At 60.6% G+C, this 19,453-nt stretch carries 17 protein-coding genes; 10 read left to right on the top strand and 7 right to left on the bottom strand.

Annotated features, from left to right (window positions below; genetic code table 11):
* Nucleotides 1-120 precede the first annotated feature (120 nt).
* Both I5L03_RS13135 and I5L03_RS13130 read left to right on the top strand, forming a co-directional pair.
* Nucleotides 121-1,002, top strand: coding sequence for a bacteriorhodopsin (locus I5L03_RS13135; protein WP_197922534.1), 882 nt, complete (start codon nt 121-123; stop codon nt 1,000-1,002).
* 93 nt (nt 1,003-1,095) lie between these two features.
* Nucleotides 1,096-1,830 (top strand): Brp/Blh family beta-carotene 15,15'-dioxygenase, encoded by a 735-nt coding sequence (locus I5L03_RS13130; RefSeq protein ID WP_197922523.1) that lies wholly within the window; start codon nt 1,096-1,098, stop codon nt 1,828-1,830.
* Between the two features lie 9 nt (nt 1,831-1,839).
* On the opposite strand, the gene nadA is transcribed toward I5L03_RS13130, so the two are convergent.
* A complete protein-coding gene (nadA, locus tag I5L03_RS13125; RefSeq protein ID WP_197922521.1) occupies nt 1,840-2,826 on the bottom strand; it encodes a quinolinate synthase NadA in 987 nt (328 codons plus the stop codon).
* A gap of 71 nt (nt 2,827-2,897) precedes the next feature.
* Nucleotides 2,898-3,737, bottom strand: a complete 840-nt coding sequence (locus tag I5L03_RS13120) for a hypothetical protein (protein ID WP_234035254.1) — start codon at nt 3,735-3,737, stop codon at nt 2,898-2,900.
* 136 nt (nt 3,738-3,873) lie between these two features.
* Between I5L03_RS13120 and I5L03_RS13115 the strand changes: the two genes are divergently transcribed.
* Nucleotides 3,874-5,577 (top strand): BCCT family transporter, encoded by a 1,704-nt coding sequence (locus I5L03_RS13115; RefSeq protein WP_325100213.1) that lies wholly within the window; start codon nt 3,874-3,876, stop codon nt 5,575-5,577.
* 256 nt (nt 5,578-5,833) lie between these two features.
* Here I5L03_RS13115 and I5L03_RS13110 read toward each other — a convergent pair whose 3' ends face one another.
* Nucleotides 5,834-5,989: a hypothetical protein gene (locus tag I5L03_RS13110; RefSeq protein WP_197922633.1), complete on the bottom strand. Its 156-nt coding sequence runs from the start codon at nt 5,987-5,989 to the stop codon at nt 5,834-5,836.
* Here I5L03_RS13110 and I5L03_RS13105 point away from each other — a divergent pair.
* The 3 genes from I5L03_RS13105 to I5L03_RS13095 all read left to right on the top strand — a co-directional run bounded on the left by I5L03_RS13105 (nt 5,988) and on the right by I5L03_RS13095 (nt 11,904).
* Entirely contained in the window at nt 5,988-8,624 is a 2,637-nt protein-coding gene (locus I5L03_RS13105) for a TonB-dependent receptor (protein WP_234035253.1), read from the top strand. The two genes, I5L03_RS13110 and I5L03_RS13105, sit on opposite strands and share 2 nt — an antisense overlap.
* An 80-nt stretch (nt 8,625-8,704) precedes the next feature.
* Nucleotides 8,705-10,657, top strand: a complete 1,953-nt coding sequence (locus tag I5L03_RS13100) for a tetratricopeptide repeat-containing sulfotransferase family protein (protein WP_197922517.1) — start codon at nt 8,705-8,707, stop codon at nt 10,655-10,657.
* Between the two features lie 32 nt (nt 10,658-10,689).
* On the top strand, nt 10,690-11,904 hold the full coding sequence (locus I5L03_RS13095) for an MFS transporter (protein ID WP_197922514.1): 1,215 nt from the start codon (nt 10,690-10,692) through the stop codon (nt 11,902-11,904).
* Between the two features lie 6 nt (nt 11,905-11,910).
* On the opposite strand, the gene I5L03_RS13090 is transcribed toward I5L03_RS13095, so the two are convergent.
* Nucleotides 11,911-12,597 (bottom strand): DUF4230 domain-containing protein, encoded by a 687-nt coding sequence (locus I5L03_RS13090; RefSeq protein ID WP_197922512.1) that lies wholly within the window; start codon nt 12,595-12,597, stop codon nt 11,911-11,913.
* Nucleotides 12,561-13,460, bottom strand: coding sequence for an MBL fold metallo-hydrolase (locus I5L03_RS13085; RefSeq protein ID WP_197922510.1), 900 nt, complete (start codon nt 13,458-13,460; stop codon nt 12,561-12,563). Before I5L03_RS13085 ends, I5L03_RS13090 begins: the two co-directional genes overlap by 37 nt.
* A gap of 34 nt (nt 13,461-13,494) precedes the next feature.
* Between I5L03_RS13085 and glpK the strand changes: the two genes are divergently transcribed.
* On the top strand, nt 13,495-14,970 hold the full coding sequence (glpK, locus tag I5L03_RS13080; protein ID WP_197922508.1) for a glycerol kinase GlpK: 1,476 nt from the start codon (nt 13,495-13,497) through the stop codon (nt 14,968-14,970).
* A gap of 10 nt (nt 14,971-14,980) precedes the next feature.
* Here the strand turns inward: glpK and I5L03_RS13075 are convergent, their stop codons facing one another.
* Nucleotides 14,981-15,448 carry a DUF1465 family protein gene (locus I5L03_RS13075; protein WP_197922504.1) on the bottom strand — a complete coding sequence of 156 codons (468 nt, stop codon included), beginning with the start codon at nt 15,446-15,448 and terminating at the stop codon, nt 14,981-14,983.
* Between the two features lie 115 nt (nt 15,449-15,563).
* Nucleotides 15,564-15,761 carry a YdcH family protein gene (locus tag I5L03_RS13070; RefSeq protein ID WP_197922502.1) on the bottom strand — a complete coding sequence of 66 codons (198 nt, stop codon included), beginning with the start codon at nt 15,759-15,761 and terminating at the stop codon, nt 15,564-15,566.
* A 206-nt stretch (nt 15,762-15,967) separates the two neighbouring features.
* Between I5L03_RS13070 and I5L03_RS13065 the strand changes: the two genes are divergently transcribed.
* From I5L03_RS13065 to I5L03_RS13055, 3 genes are all read left to right on the top strand, one after another.
* Nucleotides 15,968-16,123 carry a YdcH family protein gene (locus I5L03_RS13065; RefSeq protein ID WP_197922500.1) on the top strand — a complete coding sequence of 52 codons (156 nt, stop codon included), beginning with the start codon at nt 15,968-15,970 and terminating at the stop codon, nt 16,121-16,123.
* A 79-nt stretch (nt 16,124-16,202) separates the two neighbouring features.
* Nucleotides 16,203-18,473, top strand: a complete 2,271-nt coding sequence (ptsP, locus tag I5L03_RS13060; protein ID WP_197922499.1) for a phosphoenolpyruvate--protein phosphotransferase — start codon at nt 16,203-16,205, stop codon at nt 18,471-18,473.
* A 98-nt stretch (nt 18,474-18,571) separates the two neighbouring features.
* Nucleotides 18,572-19,417, top strand: a complete 846-nt coding sequence (locus I5L03_RS13055) for a helix-turn-helix domain-containing protein (protein ID WP_197922498.1) — start codon at nt 18,572-18,574, stop codon at nt 19,415-19,417.
* Nucleotides 19,418-19,453: the final 36 nt, after the last annotated feature.

Here is a 19,453-nt window from a genome sequence, read left to right as displayed (position 1 = left end):
GTCATACGGGAACCATAACGCCGCTAAGCCGATTTGGTTGCTGATGAACTGGTCGGCCACGAGCGCCGGTCAGCGGCGCCTGATCGGCGTCGCCCCTATCTTCTCGTGAGGGAAATTACGATGGCTTTACAAACACCAAGCATGGCAGAGGTTGCAGAGTTAACCGGCAGTATCGAAAATCTCGTGCCGCTCACCGCCGGGCAATACACCACGGGATCGCTGATCCTGATGGTCAGTTATGGCGCGCATTTCGCCTTTATCCTGTATTTTCTCATGGTCAGCCAGCAGCTCGCTCCGCGATACCGGCTGGTCCCGATCATGTCGGCCCTGGTAATGGCGAGCGCGGGGCTCAGCCTGATGCGCGAATTCAGTCTGTGGGAAGCAAGCTATGCTTTCGACGGCGCAATGTATGCGCCCATGGCGGACGGCAACACATTCACTAATGCATTCCGTTACGGCAATTGGACGATCACCGTCCCGATCCTGCTCACGCAATTGCCCATCGCCTTCGCCCTCGCACGGCCTGAACTGCACAAGCGTTCACTACGGATGATCATTCCGGGCGTGTTGATGATCTGGACTGGCCTTTACGGCCAATTTGGCGAAACCGGCGATTGGTCGCGGCTCAATATCTGGGGCGTTATCTCGACCGTATTTTTCGTCTGGCTGATCGTGGAAGTGCGCGGCGTCATCACCGCTGGCATCGCCAACAGCCCCGCCGAAATCGCCGCATGGCCGAAGAACATCTGGTGGTATTTCCTGGCGACGTGGGGCCTTTATCCCATCGCCTACGCCTTGCCACAGCTTGGCTTCACAGGCGATATCGTGGTGGGCCGCCAGTTGCTCTTCAGCATTGCCGACATTTCGACCAAGCTGGTCTTCGGCATCATCCTGTCACGCTATGTCCTGCGCCGCAGCGCGCTTGAGGGCTATGCGCCTGCAGCAGAAGCACTCGACACCACCGGCGCCGCGTCGAAGATCGCTTCCAAGCGCGGCGACTGATCCATGTCGGCTGTTTCGACAGCCATTAGCGGGCGGCCTACCCAATCGGGGTGGGCCGCCCGTCCGCTTGCTTTGCCTTTAGGGCTCCTTGCCTTGGCCGGGGCAGCAGAGCTTTGGAGCGAGACCGCTGCAATCACTCTCGGCCTGCTCTTTTTTCTTGTCGGTGTCGCCCATGGCGCGGGGGACGAGCAGGATGGCACCATCCATCCATACCGGCTCGCCGGCGCTGCCGCTTATGTCGTCACAGGCCTGGCGGTCGCCGCACTTTTTATGTCGCTTCCCTTGGCGGGGCTTACGCTGTTCCTGCTCCTATCCGCGTGGCATTTCGCGCATTCAACAGAGGGGCAGGCTGCGCGCAAGGCAGGCTTCGCGCTGACGGCTATTGGCGGCAGCGCGCTGTGGCAGGGTGGCGCGACGACGCAAGTCTTTGCCGCAGTGCTCGGGATGGACACACCGCCAAGCTTCATCCTCGCGCTCGCTGGATTAGGCGCTACAGGGCTGGCGCTGTCTGTGTGGTCGCTAGCGCGCAATTGGCGCGATCCTGTGCTTCTCTCGACGATTGTCGCAACCGCTGCGCTGCATCCCGTCTTGGCGGTAGCCTTTGCCTTTGCCGCCGGACATGCCCTGCCGATCCAGCAGGCACAAATTCGCCGCTATGGCTGGCGCGATGTCGCCAAGGCAGCCGGTCTCACAACTGTCCTCGCTGTGCTCGGAGCTTTAGCAATCGCAGCGCTAGTAGTGGCTGGAAACATGGCGCTGCCTATCGCCGCGGCGCTCGCTTTCGGCATGGCGACGCCGCATATGCTGGCAGAGCGATTGGAGCGTTAGGCGGGAGGCTTAGACCCGGCCCAAATCGCCTTTGCCGATAGTCCCGGCAGCCATTTCGAGCATCTTGTCGAGGCTCGCCTTGGCTTTCAGACGCAGCTCTTCCTCTATCTCGATACGCGGTTCAAGATCGCGCAGGCAGAGATAGAGCTTCTCCATCGTGTTGAGCGCCATATAGGGGCAGATATTGCAATTGCAGTTGCCGTCCGCACCCGGCGCGCCAAGGAAAGTCTTTTCCGGCAGCGCCTTTTCCATCTGGTGGATGATGTGCGGCTCTGTCGCGACGATCAACGTGTCGCCTTCGAAGGTCTTGGCGAATTGCAGGATCGAGCTGGTCGAGCCGACGTGATCGGCGTGATCGATGATATGCGGCGGGCATTCCGGGTGCGCGGCAATGGGCGCATCGGGATGCTGCGCTTTGAGTTTCAGCAGTTCTCTCTCGCTAAACGCCTCATGCACGATGCACACGCCCGGCCACAGCAGCATATCGCGATCGAATTTGCGATTGAGATAGCCGCCAAGGTGGCGATCCGGACCGAAGATGATTGGCTGGTCTTCAGGGATTTGCGAAAGGATCGTCTCCGCGCTGGAACTGGTCACGATAACGTCCGACAGGGCTTTCACCTCGGTCGAACAGTTGATGTAGGTCAGCGCGATGTGATCGGGATGCTTTTCGCGGAAAGCGCGGAACTTGTCCGGCGGGCAGCTGTCCTCCAGGCTGCACCCTGCGTCCATATCCGGCAGCACCACGATCTTTTCGGGGCTGAGGATCTTGGCGGTATCGGCCATGAACTTCACGCCGCAAAAGGCGATCACATCGGCATCGGTCTCTGCCGCTTTCTTGGACAGCTCCAGCGAGTCGCCAACGAAATCGGCCAGATCCTGCAATTCGGGCTTCTGGTAATAATGCGCGAGGATAACCGCGTTGCGCTCTTTACGCAGGCGGTCGATTTCTTCGCGCAGGTCAACTCCTGTGGGGATGGAGGTCTGGTCGTTCATGTCGTGATCCCGTCAATTGGCGTTTGGCGCTCTATATAGAGGGAATGAACGGGCTGGCGAGGGGGTTCCGCCTACATGGTGAAACCGGGCGGCAGGAAAGCGTCCATCGGGCGTTCCGCACCCGGAGTTCCCGCGATCACCCAATCCGTGATAGCATAGCCGAGCGGCGAATAGGCGAGCAGCATGGAAGCCACGAATACCGCAGCATAAATAGCCGTGCCCCAGAGATAGGCCGGATGCACACGGCCATCGCGGCGCTTATCCGCAATCATGCCGATGATCGGAAACAGGAAGGTCACGCAGACGGTGATCGTCCATGAATAGGGGATCATCAGCGGCAGTGGCAGCAGTCGTCCCAGGCCCGGCCCGGTCAGGATAGCCATGGCGACAAGCATCAGCCGCCGATGCCAGCCATTGTAGCGGCGGCGCGAGAGAGACCAGATGGCAAGCCCGGCAAAACACCATAGCGTTGCCAGATTGCTGATCAGGAATTCGCTGACATTGAAGAAAAATGGACCACCCGTGCGCCGCGCCACCACCACCATTACCGCGCTGCCTGCAACAACCATCGCGGGAACGAGGACATAGGCCAGCTTGCCGAGCGAGCGGTGAAGACCGATGGCGCCCGCAGACATCGTCATGTGCTGCGCCAGATACAGGCCGATCCAACCCATGAGGACCACGGCATGGACATGGTATGCCGCAGGCACATCGAAGCTCGAACGCCCCATCGCCAGATTGAGTGAAAATCCTGCAACGGTGACGACGGACATGATCCACGCCATAATGGTGTAGAACCGTGTCGTGCCTACCGGCGCAGAAGCCGATCCTGCCTGTGTCGCCATAGCCAATCCCCCCTTCAGCTCTGCAACGTCGCCGCCAAAATTGCCGCCAGAGACGCCGATGGTCAAGGGGGCGCGCGCGCCAGCTCATTTGCATTGCGGGGCCAACTCCCTATGCTTCGCAGCGTTCTTCCCGTCGATCTGCCTTTTGTTGCGCAATTCTGCGCCGGGCGCAGCGTCGATTTGCAACACAGAAAGTCATCGCGTGACACAGCAGGCGCCTGCCGGCGAAACGAAAGATTTTCCAATTGATCCGCCATTGGTGGACCTGCCGATCGATACGCATGATCGCGGTTTCTACGATGGCTTCAGCCGTGAAGTGACCATCCCTGCTAAGATCATCGTATCGCTTCTGATCTTGTGGGCGATTTTCTTCCCCGTTTCGGCGAATGAGACCCTGTCCGCTGCCAATTCGACCATTATTGCCAGTTTCTCGGGCTGGTATGTCTATCTCGTCGCAGCGATCATGGTGGTTGCGCTGGGGCTGGCAGTGGCCCCGCAAACCGGGAAGCTGCGCATCGGCGCTCCGGGTGAGAAACCCGAGTTTGGCCGGTTCAGCTGGTTCGCTATGCTGTTCGGCGCCGGCATCGGTATCGGCATGCTTACCTATTCGGCGGGCGAGCCGCTTTCGCATTGGGCCAACAATCCGGACATCATCCGCGGCCAGATCGAGCCGCTGTCGCGAGAGGCCATACGTTCGGCCTATATCTACACTTTCCTGCACTGGGGCTTGGCCGCCTGGGCGACGTATGGCCTTGTCGGGCTGTCGATCGGCTATGTTGCATACCGCCGCAATCTTCCGCTTACCATCCGGTCTGCGCTTGCCCCGCTATTCGGCCGCGTGATGTCGGGGACGGCCGGACACATCGTCGATATCGTCGCCGTCGTCGCGACAATTCTAGGTGTCGCCGTCACGATGAGCCTTGGCGTTGAGCAATTCATTGCCGGACTGTACCGGCTGGGCGTTGGCGAGTGGCTTGTCGATTCCGAAGGTTCATCGACCCCATTGGCGATTATCGTCGCGCTTGTCCTACTGGTTGGCGCATCGACGATCAGCGCACTGTCCGGCGTGGGGCGCGGGATCAAGTGGCTTTCGAATCTCAACATGGGCTTGTCCTTTGTATTACTGGCGCTGTTCGCAATTGTCGGATCAGGGTTACTCGGGCTGGAGCTTCTTACAGTCGGCGTCTTCGATTACCTGCGTACTTTGCCGCAACAGGCGCTGACACTGTTCAGCTCCGATGGCAGCGAGACGGGCGATGCGCTGGTGCAATGGCAGCTCGACTGGTCGGTTTTCTATTGGGCCTGGTGGATCGCCTTTTCACCCTTTGTCGGCATGTTTATCGCCCGCATTTCGCGCGGCCGCACGGTGCGCGAATATGTGCTGGGCGTGCTGCTTGTACCCTCACTGATGTGTTTTGTGTGGATGGCCCTGGTCGGCGGCACGGCAATCGATCTGGAGCTGAGCGGCGCTGCCGATGGAGCCATCGTTGACGCCAACATTTCAGATCAGCTCTATGCGACGCTCGCTATCCTGCTTGATCCGGCTGTCGCGGCGATCGTCTCGGGCCTCGTCGTTATCCTTTTGATGACCTATCTCGTTACCAGTGCGGATAGCGCGATCCTGATTGTGAACACGATCAACGGCGCTGGCGAAAATGAAGGGCAGCACCGCAATCACATCCTGTTCTGGGGTGCGGCATTGGCTTTCGTGGTCGGCTCCATGCTGATCATCGGGGGCATCGATGCGATCCGGGTCACGATGATCATCGGGGCGCTGCCGTTCTCCTTCGTTGTCGCGCTGATGGCGATCGCCATTGCGAAGGCCATCATTTTCGACATCCGCCGCAAGCGATATGGCGTGCCGACGACTGCGCAAGGCTGCGAGGAATGGGAGGCTGCCAAGTAATCGGATAGAAAAGCGCAAGTGAAAGATTCTTGCTGCATGAAGACCCCAATAACAATTTATTCTATTGGAAAATTAATAGATAGTCACATCCGGCGCCCGACATAGAAATACAGTTAAGTTTTTTGAATACAGTCAGCAGATAGCGATGCATTAAGCCTGTGTTTCAGCAAGACTTCAACTGTAACGTGATTGCAACATTCTATGGCTTAGTCCGTAATACGGGCTTTAGACGGTTGGAATGCGCTCAGGAACTCCGCTATTCCTGCCGCCATCCAAAAAGCAATTTTACTCCCGCGCGAAAATTCGGAGCATTTTCGATAACTTTCGCGCGTAATTCTTTAACAACGGGCGGAAATCCAAATATGTTGAAATTCTCGACCAGTGCATCTGTCGGTGCACTCGCGATCGCCATGGCTACTCCTGCTCTCGCGCAGGATACCCGCGAACAGGATACCGAGGCGCGCGAAGGCGGCGTCGGCACGATCCTCGTGACCGCACAGCGGCGTGAGGAAGATCTGCAGGACGTGCCGGTTTCGGTGCAGGCTCTGGACTCAGAAGGCCTGCAAGAACTGAATATTTCTACATTCAATGATTATCTCGACCAGCTGACCAGCGTAACCGCGGGCGGCAGCGGCCCGGGCCAGTCGACGATCTATATTCGCGGTCTCGCTTCGACGACGCCGAACCTGACGACCGCCGGTGTTGCCGGCCTCGCCCCCAACGTATCGCTCTATCTCGATGAGCAGCCGCTGGCGCAGCCGGGCCGCAACCTCGATGTTTACGCGGCCGACCTTTCGCGCATCGAAGTGCTTTCGGGTCCCCAGGGCACGCTGTTCGGCGCAAGCTCACAGGCCGGTGTTGTCCGCCTCATCACCAACAAGCCGGACCTTTCGGGCTTCGATGCCGCAGCCTCGGCTGGCGTCTCCTTCACCGAAGGCGGCGAGACGAGCTACAATGCCGAATTCATGCTCAACGTGCCGGTGACCAGCAATTTCGGCCTGCGTGGCGTTGTCTATCTCGACGATCAGGGCGGCTATATCGACAATGTGCAGGGCACGCGGGACCTGACGGAAAGCGCCCGCTTCCGCCCCGCAGGTACGGTGCGTTCAAACGGCGTTCCGGTGAGCCCCCTTCGCGCCGGTTTCCAGTCGACCGACGATCCCACGACCCCGTTCAACGAGAACCCGGCCAACAATCCGAACGTCACTTTCCTGTCGGCGGACAATGCGCGCCTTGTCGAAGAGAATTTCAACGACACGCAATATGCCGGTTTCCGCGCCACCGCGCTGTGGGAAGTCACCCCCGATTGGACGCTGACTGTCGCACACAGCCGCCAGAGCGTGGAATCGGACGGTGTGTTCTTTGCCGATCCGGAACTGCCGGGCGGACTTGATGAGCTGAACATCCAGCGCTTCGAAGATGACACGTTGGAAGACGATTTCTCGAACACCAGCTGGACGGTCGAAGGCCGTCTCGCGATGCTCGATGTGGTCTACACCGGTGCCTACACCGATCGCGAAACCAACCAGCGCGTCGATTACACCGACTACCTGTTCGTGGGTCAGTACCTGCCCTATTACATCTGTGATGGCGGCGTGACCTATCCGGGCGCTGGCGGACCGAGCGGCACGTGCCAGGCTCCGAACCTTTATGTGACTTCGGCCAGCGATACGACCGTGTTCACGCAGGAACTGCGTTTCAGCACGCCGGAAGACTGGCGCGTCCGTTTCCAGGGCGGCGCTTTCTATTCCGACCTCGAGCTGCAGGAACGCAATGACTTTGCCTATCCCGGCAATGTCGCAGCGGCACCGTTTGGTCCATTTAAGCCGAACTTCCCGCAGGACGGCTTCACCACCGAGCCGGGCCCGTTCCCGGCCGATACGATTTTCCGTAACGACATCCGCCGTACGGACGAGCAGCTCGGCTTCTTCGGCGAAGTTAGCTTCGACGTGATCCCTGATCTCATCACCACCACTTTCGGCGCTCGCTTTTACGATATCGAAGTCGATTTCGAAGGCAGTGCCAACGGCTCATTCTGCAACAGCTTCAGTGCGGAAGATCAGAACGCTTTCGGTACGGATATCAACGATCTGTATGATGGCGATGGCCAGTTCACTTTCATCGGTTCGTGCTCGCCCGCGCTGCGCCAGACATTCGATCTGAATGACAGCCTGCAGGATATCCAGGATGCCGGCCTCAGCGCCACGCAGGCGCAGCAGGTGTTCAACGCCGTGCGCGCACCCCATGTGGCTGCTGCCGATGGCTTCATTTTCAAAGGCACGATCAACGTCACGCCGACGCCTGATACGCTGATCTATGCGACCTATTCGGAAGGCTTCCGTCCGGGTCTGCTGAACCGTCCGGGCGGCGCGACGAATGGCGCGGGCTTTACCGTGCCGTTCGAGCTCGAAACCGACGAAGTGCAGAACTATGAAATCGGCTGGAAGCTCGATCTTGTCGACGGCCAGCTGCGTTTTAACGGCAGCGCCTTTTATGTCGATATCAGCCGTTTGCAGACGACGATCTTCGATCCCAGCATCACCAATCTGTTCTTCTCGGACAATGCGGCGAACGCAGAGATTTACGGTCTCGAAGCGGACTTCACGATTGCGCCCTACGCGGTGCCGGGCCTGACGGTTGCGGGTGCCTTCTCGATCCTCGATACCGAGATCACCGAAGTGCTGACCCCGACCGATGACGTGAATGTGGGCGATGACCTCGCCTTCGCTCCGTCATTCCAGGGCAACATCCGCGCGCGCTACGAATGGGACCTCTCCAGCGATCTGGAAGCCTTCGTAATGCCGCAGGTCAGCTATTCGGCATCGAAGTTCACCGACATTATCGACATCAACCGTCTGGAACTGGCGAGCTACACCATCGTCGATTTCGCAGCTGGCGTGTCGATGGATGAGTGGAGCTTTGAACTGTTCGGCGAGAACCTGACTGATGAGCGTGCCGAGATTTCCGGCAACTATGTCAACGATCGCCCGCGCATCACGGTCAACCGTCCGCGCACGGTCGGCCTGCGGGTGTCCTACCAGTACTGATCACCCTGCGATTGCAGTGACACAAGGCGGGGGCGAGCTTTCGGGTTCGCCCCCGCTTTCGTTTTTGTTAGGGGAACGCCATGAGCGAAAGAGACCAGCAGATTGCTGACGCGCAAAAGGCTTTGCAGGCGGGCGATTTTGCAGCCGGTCTCGCGCAGGCTGAGGCCGTGCTGGCAGAGGCGCCGGACGATGCCGATGCGCTCTATATGGCGGCGGTGGCGCATCGCTATCTCGGCCACCATGAAAAGGCGCAGGAGGCGCTCGCCAAGCTCCATGCGGCGATGCCGGAATATGGGCGTGCGTGGCAGGAGGCGGGTCACTTGGCGCGAGCGCAAGGCCGCCCTTCGGAGGCCATCGAGGCCTATACCCGCGCTACCCGCTTCAACCCCGCGCTCGAGGCCAGCTGGCGCGCGCTTTCGGAATTGCAGGGCGGGGCGGAAGCGGCAGCCGCGAAGGCGCAGGCAGACCGGATCAAGGCGCTGCCGCCAGAGCTTTTCGCTGCGACCAATCACCTTGCCGAAGGGCGCTTGCTTAAGGCTGAGGAGTTCTGCCGCCACTACTTGCGCAGCCATTCCAAAAGCGCGGAGGGCATGCGGCTGCTCGCGCAGATCGGTATCAAGCTGGGCATTCTAGACGATGCTGAATTCCTGCTCGAAAGCGCTCGCATATTCGAGCCCGACAATGTGCAGATCCACCTCGATTATATCGATGCGCTGCGTCGTCGCCAGAAATTCGCCCGCGCGCTGGAAGAGGCCGAGGCGCTCTACCTGACCCAGCCGGACAATCCGCTCTTCCAGTCGCACCTCGCCATCGAAAGTATGCAAACGGGCGATTATGATCGCGCGTTTCAGCTGTTCGATGCGGTTCTGGGAAAGCTTCCCGCCGATCCCGCGACGCTGACCAGCCGTGGCCATGCGCTGAAAACGACGGGACGCACTGATGAGGCGGTCGAAAGCTACCGCGCGGCCTTCGCTGCCAAGCCCGACCATGGCGATGCGTGGTATGCGCTCGCCAACCTCAAGACCTATACCTTCACCGATGAAGAAATGGCGGCAATGGAGGCCCATCTCGCGGGCGATACGCTCGCCTTCATGGACCGGGTGCATATGACTTTCGCGCTGGGCAAGGCGCATGAGGATCGTAAAGACTACCAAGCGAGCTTTCGCTATTACGAGCAGGGCAATGCGCTCAAACGCGCGCAAACCCGCTACAGCGCGGACCAGATGAGCGAAGAGCTCGCCAAGCAGCGCGAGACCTGCACGCCCGAACTCTTCGCCATGCATGAGGGCAATGGCGATCCGTCACCCGATCCGATCTTCATCCTCGGCCTGCCGCGCGCGGGCTCAACCCTGCTCGAACAGATCCTGGCCAGCCACAGCCAGGTCGATGGCACGATGGAATTGCCGGACATTCTCGCGCTCGCGCACCGGCTGCGCGGGCGCAAGGCGGGCCAGTCGCGCTATCCGGAAGTGCTGCACGATCTGAAGCCCGAGCAACTCGCAGCTTTCGGCAAGCAGTTCATCGAGAATACTCGCATCCACCGACAGGGCGCGCCGTTCTTCATCGACAAGATGCCGAACAATTTCCGCCATATCGGGCTGATCCACCTGATCCTTCCCAACGCGAAAATCATCGATGCCCGCCGCGCGGCGATGGATTGCTGTTTCTCCGGCTTCAAGCAGCTCTTCGCCGAAGGGCAGGAGTTTACATACGGCCTGACCGAAGTGGGTCGCTATTACAGCGACTATGTCGATCTGATGGACCACTGGGACAAGGTGTTGCCCGGGCGCGTCCTGCGCGTGCAGCATGAGGACGTGCTTGATGATCCGGAGGGCCAGATCCGCCGGATGCTCGATTATTGCGGGCTCGAATTCGAAGAAGCCTGCCTCAATTTCCACCAGACAGATCGCGCGGTGAAAACGGCCAGCAGCGAGCAGGTGCGCCAGCCGATCAACCGCAAGGGGCAGGGCGCATGGGTGCCATTCGACCCATGGCTGGATGACTTGCGAGAGGCGCTGGGCGACAAGCTCTAGCGTAACCTTCCGACCATAGCTAAGGGGCAAAAATGGTCGGATCGCTCCTTTCCGTGCGCACAATGCTGCTGGCGATTTTCGTCCTGATGGCGGGCAGCGGCTTCCTGTCTACTCTCATCGCGATCCGGCTTGAAGAGGCGGGTGCTGGCGATTTCGTCATCGGCCTTGTCGGCACTAGCTATTTCGGCGGACTGACACTTGGCGCGTTCACTGTGGTCCGCGTGATCGAGCGCGTCGGTCACATCCGTGCTTTCGCCGCTTTCGTATCGATCTTTTCCGCCAGCAGCCTGACCTATGCGGTGATCGATCTGCCCGCGGCGTGGACCGTGCTGCGCTTTATCGACGGCTTCATGATGAGCGGGGTTTTCGTGTGCCTCGAAAGCTGGCTCAACCGCGTGGCGCGGCCAGACAATCGCAGCGCGATCCTCGCCTCCTACATGATTGCTCTCTACGCGGGGCAGGCCATCGGGCAGTTCCTGCTGAACCTCCAGGACAACGCACCGGCGCTGCCGTTCATGCTGTCTGCAATCCTGCTGTCGATCTCGGTTCTGCCGGTCGTGTTGACCCGGATCGAACAGCCGGTGCTCGAAGAGGTCGCGCCATTTTCGCTGAAGCGCCTCTACGAAGCGTCGCCGCTCGGGATCGTCGGTACACTCGCGACCGGGATGATGCTCGGCGCATTCTACGCGCTTGGCGCTGTATTCGTGCAGCGCGTGGGATTGCCGCTCTCGCAGGTAGCCTTGTTTACCTCCTGTGTGATCGCGGGCGGTGTGGTGCTGCAATATCCGCTCGGCATGTTGTCAGACAGGTTTGACCGGCGGCGCGTGATTATCGCAGCGATGCTGGCAGCGGCGGGCCTTTGCGCGGCGCTTGCCTTCACAAGCGAGCCGGCCCTGATCTTTATCGTAGGGGCAGCATTTGGCGGGTTTGCTTTTGCGCTTTACCCGCTCTGCGTGGCGCATTCGAATGATCACCTCGAAGAAAGCGAGCGCGTGGGCGCAAGCAGCGGGCTGGTGCTGGTCTATTCCTTCGGCGCGATGCTGGGGCCGCAATTCGGCTCGGCCTCGCTGAGCTGGTTTGGCCCTGCCGGTCTCTTCGGCGCGATTGGTGTGTTCGCTCTGGTAGGAGCCGTCTTCGGCATTTGGCGAATGATCGTCAGCCCGCCGGTTGCAGAAGACGATCAGCAGGATTTCCAGATTCTGCCCCGCACCACGCCGATGGCTTCGGTGTTGCAGGACGACAACTAAGCTCACCTATTCATCGGCGAAGCGGACGCGCACGTCGACATCGCCGAAGCCGGCAACTTCCAGCGGAATAGCCAAATTCTGCCGCACGGCTTCACGCGCGGCGCTGCGGGCAAGGCCCATGATTTCGGCATTATTCGCAAATGCACGCGCGCGCCGTTCGGCGATCTGCGAGTTGGACCGACTGAGCGAAGCGGAGGCATCACGGCTTACCCAAGCGCCATCCGTGAAGAAGCGCGCCTGACCCTCATTAAGGTTCGGGGTGGAGACCGTGATCTCAGGCAATTCGACTTCGAGAACTTGCGTGTTCTCGTCCCAGCCGAAGTCGCCTGCATCCATGCCCGACAGGTCGAGACGGTATTCGACGGTAGCGGGTACGATCATCGCCTGACGCGATTCCAAGATATCGAGATCGAGCGGGCCGATGCTTGGCGTGGACGTGCTCTCGGCAACCACATCGAACCGGCTGGAAAATACAGTAAGCGAATTCTGCCTCTCGAATGCGAGCATCGAAGTGGCAACAATGTCGCCCTCATCCTGCGGACCCCACTTTTCCCAAGCGAGCCATGCCAGAGCAACCGCCATCAGGGCGACGACGATCCACGGCGCGATGCCGGTCGAACGGGCGGTGACCTCGTTAATGGGGCTTGGTTCGGCAATCAGGCTGCCGGTGCGGGGTTCTGTCTGGCTGTCCATATGTTCTGAGAACGGTTGACGAGGCCACGCTGTTCCAGATGAATGAGATGCGCCCACACGCTCATCTGCGCGGCGGGCCAGAGCCGTTTATCGACGCCCGAATACATGCGCGCCACCAGATCCTCGATCGGCTGCGCCGCCTCGGTCAGCAGTTTCAAAATCTGCCCCTCGCGCGCCTTTCGGTGGCCGATATTGCCGCGCACCAATTGCTTCGGCTTCTCGACCGCCGGGCCATGCGCCGGATAATAGATGCGATCGTCGCGCTCGTAGAGCTTGTGCAGGCTCGCCATGTAATCGCCCATGTCCCCATCGGGCGGAACGATGACGCTGGTGGACCAGCCCATGACATGATCGCCGGTAAAGACCACGCCGGTCTCTTCCAGCGCAAAGCACAAATGGTTGGAGATATGGCCGGGGGTGAAAAGCGCGGTGAGCGTCCAGCCGGCCCCGGTCATCGCCTCGCCATCTTCCAGCACCCGGTCGGGCTCGTATTCCTGATCATAGGCAGCCTCGACACCGCCACCGCCTTCCATCCGCAACGGCGCGCAGCCTACGATGGGGGCACCTGTCCGCTCGGCCAGCGGCATGGCGGCGGGTGAGTGATCGCGGTGGGTGTGGGTGCACATGATCGCGCGGATCGGACGGCCATCTATGGCGCGGATGAGGGCATCGAGATGCTCCTCATCGGCAGGCCCGGGATCGATCACGGCCAGGTCTTCTATTCCCACCAGATAGGTCTGCGTGCCGGTATAGGTGAAGGCCGAGGCATTGGGCGCGAGCACGCGTGCGACCAGTGGCTCAAGCTGTTCGAGGTCACCGGTGGGCCAGGTGCTGGGATCATGGGCTTGCGGAGTTTTTGCCATCCTGCGCATATGGCCGGGAGGAGAGAGAAAGCCAATGATCGATCAGTCGATACTCGTTCTGGATGAAGGCACCACCAGCACCCGCGCCATGCTGTTTGCGCAGGACGGCAGCCAGCGCGGCGTGGCGCAGGCGGAGCTGACGCAGCATTATCCGCGCAGCGGCTGGGTGGAGCATGATGCAGCCGAAATCTGGGACAAGACGCTCGCCTGCGCGCGCGACATGGTAGAGCAGGCGGGCGGACCAGATCGGATTGCGGCCATCGGCATTACCAACCAGCGCGAAACCGTCGTCGCATGGGACAAGGCAACGGGCGAACCGCTCCACCGCGCAATCGTCTGGCAGGACCGCCGAACCGCCGATTTCTGCGCTCAGCTGAAAAACGCCGGGCATGAGGACATGGTGCGGGCTAAAACCGGACTGCTGCTCGATCCCTATTTTTCCGGCACCAAGATGCGCTGGCTGCTCGACAACGCGCCGGAAGTGGCCAAGGCGGCGAAAGGTGGCAGGCTGGCGCTGGGCACGGTTGAAAGCTGGCTTGTGTGGAAACTGACGCGCGGCAACTCGCACATCACCGATGCCAGCAACGCCAGCCGTACCATGCTGATGGCGCTCGATGGGGAGGGCTGGGACGATGAGCTGTGCGATCTGCTCGGCGTGCCGCAATCCGCTCTCCCGGCTATCATGGATTGCGCGGGCGAACTCTCCACCACCCATGCGGATCTGTTCGGCGCACCGATCCCGATCTGCGGCATGGCCGGAGACCAGCAGTCCGCCACCATCGGGCAGGGCTGCCTCTCCCCGGGTGATACCAAAGCGACCTATGGCACCGGCGCTTTCGTGCTCGGCAATACGGGCACGCAGGTCCCGCATTCGCAGCACCGCATGCTCGGCACAGTGCTCTATCAGCTCGGCGGTGAGCGGCATTACGCGATCGAAGGCGCAGTTTTTGTCTCGGGCAGCCTGATCAAATATCTGCGCGATACGCTGGGCCTGATCGGCAGCGCTGCGGAGACCGAGGAGCTCGCTCGCTCGATCCCCGACAATGGCGGCGTGGTGATTGTGCCCGCGCTATCCGGCCTTGGTGCACCGCATTGGCGACCAGAGGCGCGCGGCATTATTTCCGGCCTCGGTTTCGACACCGGCCGCGCGCATATCGCCCGCGCCGCGCTCGAAGCGATGGCGCATCAGACCTACGATCTGGCGAGCGCATTTGCTGCCGACGGCGCGGAATGGAAAAGCCTGAAGATCGACGGCGGAATGGCCGCCAATGAGTGGATGGCGCAGGATATCGCCGACCTCCTCGATATCGAAGTGGTCCGGCCCGATTTTGTCGAGACGACCGCGCTGGGCGCAGCCATGCTGGCGGCGGTGGGCGCAGGGCTGCACGCGTCACTGCAAGACGCCGCTGCGGCGATGATCGGCGCTGCCAAAACCTTTACGCCGGGGATGGACGATGACGTTCGCGCCACCCGGCTGAAGGAGTGGGATCAAGCGCTTTCGAAAGTCTGAGCGAAGCCGCTTAGCTTACAGCAAAAGCCTGACCGATCCGCTCGCGCAGGCGATGCACAGCTTCGGGCTGCATCGCATAATGCCTACGCCAAGCTGCATCCAGCCGCTCGATCCGCGCATATAGCGACCTGCTGCGATCGATTATGCTGCGGGTGTAGAGGTCCATCATCGCCAGCTGGCGCGCATCGCCTTCGGGCTGCGGCGGCGGCAAGCGACCATGGCGGCGCAGCTGGAACTCGGTCATCTCGCCAGCGAAATAGGCGCGGTGGTTCAGTAGCCAGGCGATGGCATGCATGATCCGCGTGGTGGTGCGCAGACCCTCGCACGACAGCGCGATGCGAAACTGCGTGTCCTCTTCATCGAAAGGTGCACGCGCATCCTGCGTGTCGAACAGCGCGCGCGCCTCTTCGGCCAGTTGAAGAGCATCTTCATACAGCGTCTCGACGATCGCCGGGCTTATGGTCGCAGGATCTGACATATCTTCCCTCCGGCTAGCGCCTCCATGCCCGCCCTGCCAGACGGATCATGGTTAACGTGCACAAGGAAATTCCCCTGTCCCAGCAAGACACGGATTGACCGCGCGTAAAACGCGCTCAGGCGATGATGTCGGGGGTCAGATAATCTTCAAGAATGGCGATCTGATCGCGCAGGGCGAGCTTGCGCTTCTTCAGCCGCGCGACCTGCAATTGGTCGGGCCCGCCATTCGCGAGCAGCGCCCCGATGGCGATGTCGAGATCGCGATGCTCAACTTTGAGCACGGCGAGGCGTTTGCGCATTTCATCTTCTGTCATGCGAGGCGAAACATCCTTGCCGGCTTTTCATAAATTACAAAAGCGACCCGATTATCGGCGAGTCAGAACGACTCATCGCCGTTCGAATTGAAGAATTAAAACTATTATGGTTTGATGACAATTGCGGCGCTCGTCGCACTGGCGAGTCGCTGCATTTGTGCAACGATAGGTCGCACGCGCGGCCGCAACCGCCAGGAGATGCGCATATGGATTCTTCGCACGTCAACGCCCTCACCGCAAAGCATGAAGGCCTCGACCGTCGACTTCGGGAAGAAATGAACCGACCCGCTCCCGATGCAGCGAAAATTCAGGCGCTCAAGAAACAGAAACTCCGCATCAAGGAAGAAATCGCCTTTCATTAGGAGCGGTTACGCAGATTCTTGGGCTGCCTGGGGCAGCGGTATAATTTGCAAAACATTTTACGTGCTATAGGCGGTAGTTATGTCAGCTGCCGCCTCCGCACGAACGATCCTTACCAGCCTCCATGAAATCATGGCCTCGCGCACCCACGCGCAGGCCAAGCTCAATCAGGTCGTGGAGACGATCGGCGAATCGCTGGATAGCGAGGTGTGCTCGATCTACCTGCTGCGCGACGGCATGCTGGAGCTGTTTGCGACACGCGGGCTGAACCAGGCCGCCGTCCACGTTACGCGCCTGGCGGTGGGCGAAGGGCTCACAGGCACCATTGCCCAGAACATCGAAACGCTGAACCTCGATGAGGCAGCGACCCATCCTGAATTTCAGTATCGCCCCGAAACGGGCGAGGAAAAATTCCACTCCTTCGCTGGCGTGCCGATCGTGCGGCGCGAGCGCGCCATCGGCGTGGTCAATGTGCAGCACATCGAGCCGCGCAAATACGAAGAAGTTGAGATCGAGGCGCTGCAGACCGTCGCCATGGTGCTGGCGGAGCTGATCAATAATGCGGGCCTCGTCGATGATGTCGACCTTGAGGCAGGCACGCAGAAGCTGACCGGGCAGGAGACGGCCGAGGGGCTGAAACTGGTCAAAGGCCTCGCGCTGGGCGAAGCCGTTTTCCACCAGCCGCGCGTGCAAATCGAGCAGACCGTTGCCGAAGACACCGAGGCGGAGCGCCAGCGTGTTTATCTCGCCTTTGACCGGATGCGCGAACAGATCGACAATATGACGGGTCAAGCCGAATTCGGCGTGGGTGGAGAGCAGGAGCAGGTTCTCGAAACCTACAAGATGTTCGCCTATGACGAAGGCTGGAGTCGCCGCATCAATGAAGCGATCGATTCAGGCCTCACCGCCGAAGCCGCGATCGAACGCGTGCAGCAGCGCACGCGTATGCGCATGCGCGAAATTTCCGATCCGCTGTTGCAGGATAGGATGCACGATCTTGAAGACCTCGCCAATCGCCTGATCCGCATCGTGTCCGGCCAGCTTGGCACGGCGGCGCAAAAGGGTCTGTCCAAGGATACGATCCTTGTCGCCAAGAATCTCGGGCCTGCAGAACTGCTCGAATACGACAAGCGACGCCTCAAAGGTGTGGTGCTGGAGGAAGGCTCGCTCACCGCGCATGTGGTGATTGTCGCGCGCGCCATGGGTGTGCCCGTTGTCGGCCGCATCCGCAATTTGCGCGGTCTGGTGCGCGAAGGCGATACGGTGCTGGTCGATGGCGACAAGGGCGCGGTGACGCTGCGCCCCGGCCAGGGCGTGCTCTCCGCGTTCGAAACTCGCTTTGCCCGCAAACGGGAAAAACAGGCTGCCTACGCCAAGCTGCGCGATGTCGAGCCCTTCACTCGCGATGGCGAACGCATCGAAGTGATGATGAACGCAGGGCTGCGCGATGATATGAGCATGCTCGCCGTCACCGGCGCGGATGGCATCGGCCTCTATCGAACCGAATTCCAGTTCCTTGTGTCCGCAGCGCTTCCCCAGCGGGAACGGCAGGCGCGGCTCTATCGCGATGTGCTCGACGCGGCGAAAGGCAAGAAAGTCGTTTTCCGCACGGTCGATATCGGCGGCGACAAGCAACTACCCTACATCTCCAGCGAAAATGCGAAGGAAGACGAGAACCCGGCCATGGGCTGGCGCGCATTGCGCCTCGCGCTGGAACGCGAAGGCCTGATGAAAGTGCAGGCGCGCGCTTTGCTCGAGGGCTCTGCCGGGCGCGAATTGAATGTCATGTTCCCAATGGTGTCCGAACCGTGGGAGTTCGACGCCGCCAAAGAGGTGTTCGACAGCCAGCTCGCCTATTTGAAAAAGCGCAAGCACCAGCTGCCCAGCTGCATCAATTACGGCGTTATGCTCGAAGTGCCATCGCTGGCAGAGCAGCTGGACCTGCTCCTGCCGCGTCTGAAATTCATTTCCATCGGTACCAACGATCTGACCCAATTCCTGTTTGCTGCCGATCGTGCCAATCCGATGTTGGCGGAACGCTATGACTGGCTCAGCCCGTCAATCCTGCGCTTCTTGGCCCGCGTGGTGCAGACCTGTGTCGGCCAGCCGGTCGATCTGGGCGTGTGCGGCGAAATGGGCGGCAGGCGGCTTGAAGCGCTGGCGCTGATCGGGCTTGGTATAAGGCGCCTCTCGATTACCCCGGCAGCCGTCGGCCAGATCAAGGAGCTGGTGCGCAAAGTCGATACCAAGGAAATCGGCGACGCCATGCGCGGATGGCTCGCATCCCCGCCGCCCGATATGCGCGCGGCGCTGACGGAATGGGCGGAAGCGCGGGAAATCGAGGTCGATTAGCCGATTTGTGCAACGCAGCGCTTGACTCTGCGGGGTCTAACATAGTTTCTGCGCGCAAAGGGTTAGCATAGACCCAGCATCCCCCAGCTGGAGCGGCAATGTCCGACGAAAAACACTTGGATCACGAAGATGCTGCGGCAGCGGCACCCGGAAGCGTAGGCCCGCAATTGCGCGCTGCACGTGAAGCAAAGGGCCTGTCGATAGAACAGGTCGCCGCCGAAACGCGCATTTCCAGTCGCCATATCGAAAATATCGAAGCGGGCGATTTCAGCGAACTGCCCGGACGCACCTATGCCATCGGCTTCGCCAAGACGATCGCGAAGGTGGTTGGCCTTGATCAAGGCGATGTTGCGGCAATGGTCGGCGCGGAGATGGCGGACGATGCGCCGCGTGAACGCAATGGCACCAACAATTCGTTCGAGCCGGGCGACCCATCGCGCGCGCCGGGCGGAAAGCTGGTGTGGTTCTCGCTTTTCGCCGTCGTCCTGCTGCTCGTCGGCATTTTCTTTGCTTCGCGCGCGCTTTTCGCTCCGGCCGCTGAATTGCCGGCGCTAACGGAGGAAGAAGAAGCGCAGCCTGAAGGCGGAGAGCTGACTGCAGACGCGGACACCGACGCTGGTGCAACAGATGCTCCTTCGGCGGGTGATCCGGTCGTTTTCACCGCAGAGGGCGAGGTGTGGGTGCGCTTCTATGACGCGCAAAGCCGCGTGCTGAGCGAACAGACGCTCTCCGAAGGGGACAGTTACACGATCCCCGCCGATGCGGATGGCCCGCGCATCATCACCGGTCGGCCCGATCTGCTCGCCATCACCATTGGCGGGCGAAGCGTGCCCAAGCTTTCGACCGAGATCGAAACGCTGGAAGATGTCGAGGTGTCGGCAGCGGCCTTGCTCTCCCGCCAGTCGCCTGTGCCATCGGACAGCGCGACCACGTCGGTCAACTGACGCCTATTTGCGGGGAATAAGGCGATATCCCGGGTT

It is taken from the genome of Aurantiacibacter sediminis, assembly GCF_016019885.1.
Classification (GTDB): domain Bacteria; phylum Pseudomonadota; class Alphaproteobacteria; order Sphingomonadales; family Sphingomonadaceae; genus Alteraurantiacibacter; species Alteraurantiacibacter sediminis.
This window is presented reverse-complemented; position numbering and strand designations above follow the sequence as displayed.